This window comes from Zoogloea sp. LCSB751, from assembly GCF_002028455.1.
Classification (GTDB): Bacteria; Pseudomonadota; Gammaproteobacteria; order Burkholderiales; family Rhodocyclaceae; genus Zoogloea.
The window spans coordinates 1-8423 of sequence record NZ_MWUM01000052.1 but is presented as its reverse complement, the minus strand read 5'-3'; the positions used below and the strand labels follow the sequence as shown (position 1 = coordinate 8423).

Sequence of the window (8423 nt, the reverse complement as noted above, 5' to 3'; positions counted from 1 at the left end):
CAAAATGAAGACCGCCGCGCCTGCTCAACCATGGCTGAGCAGGTGCATGAAGCGCCTCAAACACAAAATTCCTGACATTCCCCTCTCGACTCGACAGAAGCTCTTCTCAGCCATAAAATGCGCAGCGTTTCTGAATTCATATCGAATTTCAGCAAACCCATGCAGCAGGTGCCCTAAATGCCATGGTATTTAGGGTTAAACGGGAACAAGGTGCGTAGTTTTTCTGCAAAGCCTTGGCTGCCCCCGCAACGGTAAGCAAGTTCAGGTGCATCCCGGTCGTCCCTGACGGCCAGCCACTGATCTCCTACGTGACGTCGAACACGGCGTGCGCGAAGAGTTTGGGAAGGCGATGTGCTCGACATCGGTCCGATGTCACTTGCGAGCCCGGAGACCGGCCTGTTGCTCGATGTCCCTGGATCACCAGGGGCGCTTGCAACAGACCGTCTGCGGGGTGCAGAGGGCGGCAAAAGCACACTGCCTCCGGCATTGCCTGTCGTCCTCGCTGTGCGGACGGTCCATCAGGACGTTCGACACCATGCCAGACGCGCAACGCAAGTTCCGCCCTCCCCCACTTTGCATTCTCTTTTATAGCGCAGCCCCCCCGCATTGCACATGCAGGGCAGCAGCATGAGCTACGCGCGAAGCCGCTTTCCCGTCTCTCGACGTGGCGGCCTGCTCGGCATCGTCCTTGGTGCGCACGCCGCGGTCGGGCTGCTCCTCATCGTCGCCAAGACCGTTGCACCGCAGCCACCGGACACCCCGCTCGTCATCGACTTGCTGGCCCCGCCCGAGCCACCCCGGCTCGAAGCGGCCAAGCCCTTGCCGATGCTGCAGCCCCCCCAACCGAAGCATCAACCGCCTAAGGCACCACAACCGCCCTCCCCCGCTGCGAGCACCAGCGCAGCAATACCTGCCAGCCCATCGGCAGCGCTCGCCACGACCACTTCGGAGGTCGCTTCAGCTGCGGCGCCCCCCGCCACACCTCATGCCGTAGCGGCTCCGCTGGCACGCGAGCCAGTCACGCCAGCGAGATTCGATGCCGAATATCTTCGCAACCCCGCACCACCATATCCATCCGTGGCGCGCCGGATGAACGAGGAAGGCAAGGTCGTCCTGAGTGTTCGCGTCAGCCCGCAAGGCACCGCGGAACAGATCGAAGTCAAAACCTCATCCGGCAGCGTCCGTCTGGACGAAGCCGCCATCAACACGGTTCGCAACTGGAAATTCGTGCCCGCCAAGCGGGGGGACACCCCGATCGAGAGTTGGGTGCTGGTACCAATCGCTTTCAAACTGGAGCAATAAAAACATGCCGGAAAATTCCTTTGGCTTCGCCCACCTGTGGGCCAGCGGAGACGTCGTTTCCCACACCATCGCCATCGTTCTGGCGTTCATGTCCATCACAAGTTGGTACCTGATCCTGGCGAAAGCCGTCGACTGGTTCCAGATGCGTCAGGCCGCCCGAAAATTGGACGATTTCTGGGCGGCCCGCTCGTTTGGCGAGGGGGTCGAACGACTGGCGAGCAAGGGCGACACAAACCCCTTCGTCCAGTTGGCCGAGCAGGCGGATCACTGCAATCAGCAGTGCATGACTGCCAGCGACCAGCTTTCGGCGCGCTTCCATCCTGCTGAGCAGATGGAGCGCAGCCTGCGGCAGCAATTGTCCGGCACCCAGGCGGAACTGGAATCCGGCCTGACCCTACTGGCCACAACCGGCGCAACCGCCCCCTTCGTCGGACTGTTCGGCACGGTCTGGGGGATTTACCACGCCCTGGTCGCCATCGGCATCTCCGGCCAAGCGGCGCTGGAGAAGGTTGCCGGCCCGGTTGGCGAAGCTCTCATCATGACCGCCGCCGGCCTGGCCGTGGCGCTTCCGGCGGTCTTCGCCTACAACGCCGTGACTCGCGCCAACCGCGTGATCCTTGCTGCGCTCGATGCCTTCGCCCACGACCTGCACGCGTTCTTCACGCTCGGCAAGCGCATTGCATCGCCCGGAACCCAGGCCAACTCGACGCTCTCCCGCGTCAAGCCCAACACCGCAAAGGCTGCGTAATCATGGCGATGGGAAGCTTCAACACACAGGGCAGCCAGATGCCAACGGCAGAAATCAACATGACACCGCTGGTCGATGTCATGTTGGTCCTGCTGATAATCTTCATCATCACCACACCGCTGATGACGCACGCAGTCAAGGTCGATCTGCCACGAGCGGCCAGTAACCCGACACCGCAGAAACCCATGACCTTGCAGGTCTCGATCACGGCCGAAAACCAGGTCTTTGTCGGCACCAAGGTCGTTGACCGTGGCCAGCTCGAACAGAGTTTCCACGAAGCCGTTGCCCAAGATGCAAATGTGGAGATGCACCTCTCGGCAGACCGGGCCACACGCTACGAAGCGGTTGCCGAAACCATGAGCGCAGCCCGGCGCGCCGGGCTGACCAAGATCGGCTTTGTCACTCAACCCAATCAATAATCCGAAGAACAAGACCCATGATGAACTTGCGCATGCGGCCCATTATGCTGGCCGTCCTCTCCACGTGCTCCGTCCCTGCTTTTGCAGCCGGTATTCCCACGCTGCAGGAAGTCACCGTCAACAGCAGTAGCAGAGATTTGATCGGAGTCGCCGATTCCGCGAGCGAAGGAACCGTAACGGCAAAGCAACTCGCCAACCGACCGCTGCTTCGCCCTGCCGAAGTGATGGAGGTCGTGCCCGGGATGATCGTCACCCAGCACTCCGGCGACGGGAAGGCCAACCAGTATTTCCTGCGCGGCTTTAACCTCGACCACGGCAGTGACTTTTCCACCCACGTCATGGGCATGCCCATCAACATGGTCAGCCATGCTCACGGCCAGGGCTACATGGATCTGAATTTCCTGATCCCCGAACTGGTCAGTACCGTGAAGTACAAGAAGGGCGTGTACGGTGCGGAGGACGGTGATTTCGCGACCAGCGGCAGCGCCCGCATCGACTATCAGCGCAAACTGGCCGCCCCCTTCATCGACCTGACCGTTGGCCAGCACAACTACCGCCGCTTGCTGACTGCCGGCAGCACGGAAATCAACGGTTTCAATCTGCTGGCTGGCATCGAGTTGGCCGGTAACGATGGCCCCTGGGTTCAACCGGAAAACCTGGAGAAGCAGAACGCCGTCTTCCGGCTGTCGTCGGGAACCACCGCCAACGGCTTTGCCCTGACGGCCATGCTCTACAAGGCCGACTGGACGGCCTCCGAGCACGTGCCGGCGAGGGCCATCAGCAGCGGCGAAATCGGCCGCTACGGCACCCTGGTTCCCAACGACGGCGGACACACACATCGCTACAGCCTGTCCGGCGAGTGGGCGCTGACCGGCGAGAACAGTGTCACCCGTGCCAACGCCTACGTGATCGATTACGGGCTGAATCTGTTCTCCGCGCCCTCTGGCTACATCAGCGGCCTCGCCGGCGACCAGCACGAGCAGGCGGACGCGCGCATCGTATGGGGCGGCGATGTTCGCCGCACCTGGTTCCTCGGTCCCGAACTGCGGGATACCGAGCTCACCGCGGGTGTGCAACTGCGCCAGGATCGCATCAGCAAAGTCGGTCTCTACAACACGGTCAACCGTCAGCGGATCAATACCGTTCGCGAGGACAGGATCACCGAAACCGCATCGGGACTCTTCATTGACGCCAAGACGCAATGGCTGCCCTGGTTCCGCACCAACATCGGTGCACGCTATGACGCCATCCGTGCCGAATCGACAGCACTGGGCGGCGCCAACAACATGACGAACGGCGGCAGTGCCTCCGCCAGTCAGGCCAGCCCGAAACTGGGCGCAGTCTTCGGCCCCTTCAATCTGGTGGGCCCTACCGAGTTCTACGCCAACTGGGGCCACGGGTTCCACAGCAACGATGCGCGCGGAGCCAGCGCGAAGGTGAATCCGCAAGATGGCAGCGCTGTCGACGCGATCCCCCTGATCGTCAAGGCTAAAGGTAGCGAACTCGGCGTGCGCATGGTTCCGCTGCCCGGCTGGAACAGCAGCCTGTCGGTGTGGCAGATGGACCTGGCCTCCGAGCTCGTCTTCATCGGTGACGAAGGGGTGACAGAGCCCAAGGGCGCATCGAAGCGCAGCGGTATCGAATGGTCCAACTACTTCACGCCATTCTCCGGTGTCATCGTCGATGCCGATCTCGCGCTTTCCAAGGCCCGGTTCAGGGATGACGTCAACGGCGGACGGCGTGTCCCGAACGCAATCCCCCTGGCCGCCTCGCTCGGCGTGACCTACGACGATGGCGGCCCCTGGTTCGGTGGGGTCCGCATGCGCTACCTGGGCTCCTACGATCTGGAAGAAACCGGTACCGAGAAATCCGAGGCCTTCTGGATGACCAACCTCAAGCTCGGCTACCGCTTCAACAAGCAATGGCAGGCGACGTTCGATGTGCTGAACCTCTTTAACAAGAAGGCCAACGACATCGAATACTGGGGTGGTGCATGCACGCGCAGTGAAGCACTCGCCGGCACCGGCGGCTGCGGTACCGGGTCGGCCATCGACGGGCGCCTGGTACACCCGCTGGAGCCGCGTACGGTTCGACTTGGCGTGCGCATCAGCTTCTGATTGGTTACGCCAGAAGGGCCCAAGGCAAGTCGCAGGGCCCTTCCGCTCTGAAATGGAAGCCTGTCCAGGTACAACCTTCAGGCTTCCAATCGTCCCTTAGGCTATTGCGCGCAAGGTTCTGGCGGCTGCCACCATTTGTGTCAGCGCCGGAATCACCTCGGCCCACTGGCGGGTCTTCAGGCCGCAATCCGGATTCACCCATAGCCGTTCCGCCGGAATGCGCTCCGCGGCTTTCTTCATTAATGCGACGATGTGCGCCTCGGTTGGGATGTTCGGCGAATGGATGTCGTAGACGCCGGGGCCGATTTCATTGGGATACTGGAAATCGTCGAAGGCATCGAGCAGTTCCATGTCCGAACGGGAGGTCTCGATGGTGATCACGTCGGCGTCCATGTCGGCGATGGACGCGATGATGTCGTTGAACTCCGAGTAGCACATGTGGGTGTGGATCTGGGTTTCGTCGCGCACGCCGTTGGCAGCGATGCGGAAGGACTCGACCGCCCAGTCCAGGTACTCCTTCCACTGGGACTTGCGCAGCGGCAGGCCTTCACGCAGCGCCGCCTCGTCGATCTGGATCACCCGGATACCGGCCTTTTCCAGGTCCAGCACCTCCTGGCGGATCGCCAGCGCAAGCTGCTTGCACGATACCGAGCGCGGCTGATCGTCGCGCACGAAGGACCAATTGAGGATGGTCACCGGCCCGGTGAGCATGCCCTTCATCGGTTTCGTGGTGAGGGACTGCGCATAGGTAATCCACTCCACGGTCATCGGTCGCGGCCGGCTGATGTCCCCAAAGAGGATCGGCGGCTTCACGCAGCGGGAGCCGTAGGACTGAACCCAGCCGAACTGGCTGAAGGCATAGCCGTCGAGCTGCTCGCCGAAATACTCCACCATGTCGTTGCGCTCGGCCTCGCCATGCACCAGCACGTCCAGGCCGAGGGCTTCCTGCTCCCGCACGCTGCGGGCAATCTCGGCCTGCATCGCCGCCTTGTAGCCGGCGGCGTCGAGACGGCCGGCCTTGAAGTCGCTGCGGGCCTGGCGAATCTCGCTTGTCTGCGGGAAGGAGCCGATGGTGGTGGTCGGGAAAGCCGGCAGCTTCAACCATTCGGCCTGCTTGGGCGCACGCTTCGCGTAGCGGCTTTCACGCAGCCCCAGGTGGGCATCGATACGAGCTACAGCGGCCTGGACGGCGGGGTTGTTCACTCGCGGTGACACCCGCCGGGCCGTTAGCGCAGCTTGGTTGGCCACCAGCGCATCCCTAACGGCTTCGCGCCCCTCGCGCAGCGCGGTACCCAGCACCCTCAATTCGTCGAGCTTCTGCAGCGCAAAGGCCAGCCAGGACTTCACCTCGACATCCAGCTTCTCCTCGCTGGCGAGGTCCACCGGCACGTGCAACAGGGAGCAGGACGGTGCAATCCACAGGCGGTCGCCCAGGCGCTGGGCCAGCGGCTCCAACCAGTCCAGCAGCGCCGTCAGATCGGTCTTCCAGATGTTGCGGCCGTTGATGACGCCAAGGGACAACACCTTACTGGACGGCAGCAGGTTGAGGATGGGACCCACGTCATCCCGCCCGTTGATCACGTCGATGTGCAAGCCGGCAACCGGCAGATTGGCGGCGAGGTACTGGTTTTCCTGCAACTGGCCGAAATAGGTGGCCAGCAACAGCTTGACGCGGGCGCCCTTGAGTTCGTGGTAAGCCGTGTTGAAGGCGTGCCGCCAGTCGGCGTCGAGCTCGGTGACCAGCAGCGGCTCGTCGATCTGCACCCACTCGACACCCTGCGCGGCCAGCACGTCGAGCAGGCGGGCATACGCCGGCAACAGGCGCGGCAGCAGTGCCAGCTTGTTGGAATCGTCCTTGGCCTTGCCGATGGCCAGGTAAGTCAGGGGACCGATGATGACCGGCTTGGCCTTCACGCCCTGGGCCTGGGCTTCGGCGAGCTCACCGAGCAGACGGGAGGCGTCGAGCTGGAACTCGGTGTCGGCGGTGAATTCCGGGACGATGTAGTGGTAGTTGGTGTCGAACCACTTGGTCATTTCACCGGCCGCCACGCCGCCGCAGCACGCGCCATGGGCCTCGGCTGTCTGGGCGGAACGGCCGCGGGCCACACGGAAATAATTGTCCAGCGCGTCGCCATGGAAATCACGTACCCGCTCCGGCAGATTGCCGAGCGCGAAACTCATGTCCAGCACTTGGTCGTAGAACGAAAAATCGCCGACCGGCACCAGATCGAGCCCTGCCTGCTGGGTCCAGTGGCGCTGACGCAGATCGGCGCCGAGCTTTTTCAATTGATCCAGAGACGATTCGCCCTTCCAGTAGGACTCCAGCGCGAATTTGAGTTCGCGCCGGGCGCCGATGCGCGGAAAGCCGAGGTTATGGATGGTGGTCATGAGCAGCTCCAGAATTCAATAGAGCCCCGATGGTATGGACCACAAATCATGAAGTAAAATGGTCTTATTTCAACAATCAATTAATTTTGTTCACGCAAAATGCTGGAGCGAATTCACCTGTCCATCGTGGCGGAAGTCGAGAGGCGCGGCTCGCTGACGGCAGCCGCCGAAGTGCTGTGCGTCACCCAGTCGGCCCTCAGCCACAGCATGAAGAAACTCGAACAGCAACTCGGCACCGACATCTGGCTGCGGGAAGGCCGCAGCCTGCGCCTCACGCAGGCCGGCCAGTACCTACTGGCCGTGGCAAACCGGGTGCTGCCGCAACTTGCGCTGGCCGAGGAACGCCTGCACCAGTTCGCCAAAGGGGAACGCGGCACCCTGCGCATCGGCATGGAATGCCATCCCTGCTACCAGTGGCTGCTCAAGATCGTCTCGCCCTACCTGGCAGGTTGGCCCGACGTGGATGTGGATGTGAAGCAGAAATTCCAGTTCGGTGGCATCGGGGCGCTGTTCGGCTACGAGATCGACCTGCTCGTCACGCCCGATCCGCTCTTCAAGCCGGGGCTGCACTTCGAACCGGTCTTCGACTACGAACAGGTGCTGGTAGTCGCCCGCCATCATCCGCTGGCACAGCAACCCTACGTCACCCCAGAGGAGATGGCGCAGGAAATCCTCATCACCTATCCAGTCGCTCCAGAGCGGCTGGATATCTACACCCAGTTCCTGCAGCCGGCCGGCATGGCCCCCAAGCGCCACAAGACTATCGAGACCACCGACATCATGTTGCAGATGGTGGCCAGCCAGCGCGGCGTGGCCGCGCTGCCTCGCTGGCTGGTGCAGGAATATACGGCCAAGGTCGACGTCGTCCCGGTGCGCCTGGGGCCGGACGGAATCGCCAAGCAGATCTTTCTCGGCGCACGCGAGGCGGACCTCGACATTGACCACCTAAAGGCCTTTATCGAGTTGGCGCGAGGATCAGCAGAAGCGCTCGGAACCTATATCCAGAAATAACTTCGTCCGGTACCGATCCAATCTAACTACGCCCTGCAGGTTGCGCATGAGGGCGGTACAAGTTTCGCGCACATCCACAACGAAATGACTTGAATGTCATTTCACGCCGATCCGTGCGCAACGCACAATCTGTCCCGTCAAGTGCACCCCCTTACACACAACTCACCCCTGATCCATTTTCCTTGCCTGGCGCATGCCTTCGACAAAGACGGCCAGCTGCTGGAGACCGAGCCAGATTGTCTTGGCGCCGGGCTCACCATCATGTCGGCGGGCCAGGAAGCCTCCACGCTGGGCGATCAGGCGCAAGACGGTGTTCAGCGCGGGCACGGCTGTCGGGATGGGCTTCTTGTTCAGGATAAAGGCGGCCCGCCACTCATCGGCTTCGAACGCCATGTCGGCGGGTAAATCGGGCAGGCTCCGACCCAGGCGCATCAGGCG

Annotated in this window: 7 protein-coding genes and 1 riboswitch; of the genes, 5 read left to right on the top strand and 2 right to left on the bottom strand. The window is 62.3% G+C overall.

Annotated elements, in window-relative coordinates:
• Positions 1–149: 149 nt before the first annotated feature.
• Positions 150–415, top strand: a riboswitch (cobalamin riboswitch).
• 212 nt (positions 416–627) lie between these two features.
• The 4 genes from B4920_RS25510 to B4920_RS25495 are packed head-to-tail and all read left to right on the top strand — an operon-like array spanning position 628 to position 4586.
• The gene (locus tag B4920_RS25510; protein ID WP_161493387.1) at positions 628–1302 is read left to right on the top strand and encodes an energy transducer TonB; all 675 of its coding nucleotides are present in this window, start codon (positions 628–630) and stop codon (positions 1300–1302) included.
• 4 nt (positions 1303–1306) lie between these two features.
• Positions 1307–2050: a MotA/TolQ/ExbB proton channel family protein gene (locus B4920_RS30865; RefSeq protein WP_079437556.1), complete on the top strand. Its 744-nt coding sequence runs from the start codon at positions 1307–1309 to the stop codon at positions 2048–2050.
• A gap of 2 nt (positions 2051–2052) precedes the next feature.
• Positions 2053–2469 carry a biopolymer transporter ExbD gene (locus B4920_RS25500; protein ID WP_079437555.1) on the top strand — a complete coding sequence of 139 codons (417 nt, stop codon included), beginning with the start codon at positions 2053–2055 and terminating at the stop codon, positions 2467–2469.
• A 17-nt stretch (positions 2470–2486) separates the two neighbouring features.
• Positions 2487–4586 (top strand): TonB-dependent receptor, encoded by a 2100-nt coding sequence (locus tag B4920_RS25495; RefSeq protein WP_216820028.1) that lies wholly within the window; start codon positions 2487–2489, stop codon positions 4584–4586.
• A gap of 96 nt (positions 4587–4682) precedes the next feature.
• Here the strand turns inward: B4920_RS25495 and metE are convergent, their stop codons facing one another.
• Positions 4683–6974, bottom strand: a complete 2292-nt coding sequence (metE, locus tag B4920_RS25490; protein ID WP_079437554.1) for a 5-methyltetrahydropteroyltriglutamate--homocysteine S-methyltransferase — start codon at positions 6972–6974, stop codon at positions 4683–4685.
• Between the two features lie 99 nt (positions 6975–7073).
• Between metE and B4920_RS25485 the strand changes: the two genes are divergently transcribed.
• Complete coding sequence (locus tag B4920_RS25485; RefSeq protein WP_079437553.1) at positions 7074–7985, top strand: LysR family transcriptional regulator; 912 nt, start codon at positions 7074–7076, stop codon at positions 7983–7985.
• 162 nt (positions 7986–8147) lie between these two features.
• Here B4920_RS25485 and B4920_RS25480 read toward each other — a convergent pair.
• A partial coding sequence (locus B4920_RS25480; protein WP_305847122.1) for an IS4 family transposase occupies positions 8148–8423 on the bottom strand: 276 nt, incomplete at its 5' end.

What these genes read in the sequence shown, in the direction of transcription:
- B4920_RS25485 (WP_079437553.1), top strand. Translation starts at nt 7,074, where the DNA reads ATGCTGGAGCGAATTCACCTGTCCATCGTGGCGGAAGTCGAGAGGCGC.
- B4920_RS25510 (WP_161493387.1), top strand. Translation starts at nt 628, where the DNA reads ATGAGCTACGCGCGAAGCCGCTTTCCCGTCTCTCGACGTGGCGGCCTG.
- B4920_RS30865 (WP_079437556.1), top strand. Translation starts at nt 1,307, where the DNA reads ATGCCGGAAAATTCCTTTGGCTTCGCCCACCTGTGGGCCAGCGGAGAC.
- B4920_RS25495 (WP_216820028.1), top strand. Translation starts at nt 2,487, where the DNA reads ATGATGAACTTGCGCATGCGGCCCATTATGCTGGCCGTCCTCTCCACG.
- B4920_RS25500 (WP_079437555.1), top strand. Translation starts at nt 2,053, where the DNA reads ATGGCGATGGGAAGCTTCAACACACAGGGCAGCCAGATGCCAACGGCA.
- metE (WP_079437554.1), bottom strand. Translation starts at nt 6,974, where the DNA reads ATGACCACCATCCATAACCTCGGCTTTCCGCGCATCGGCGCCCGGCGC.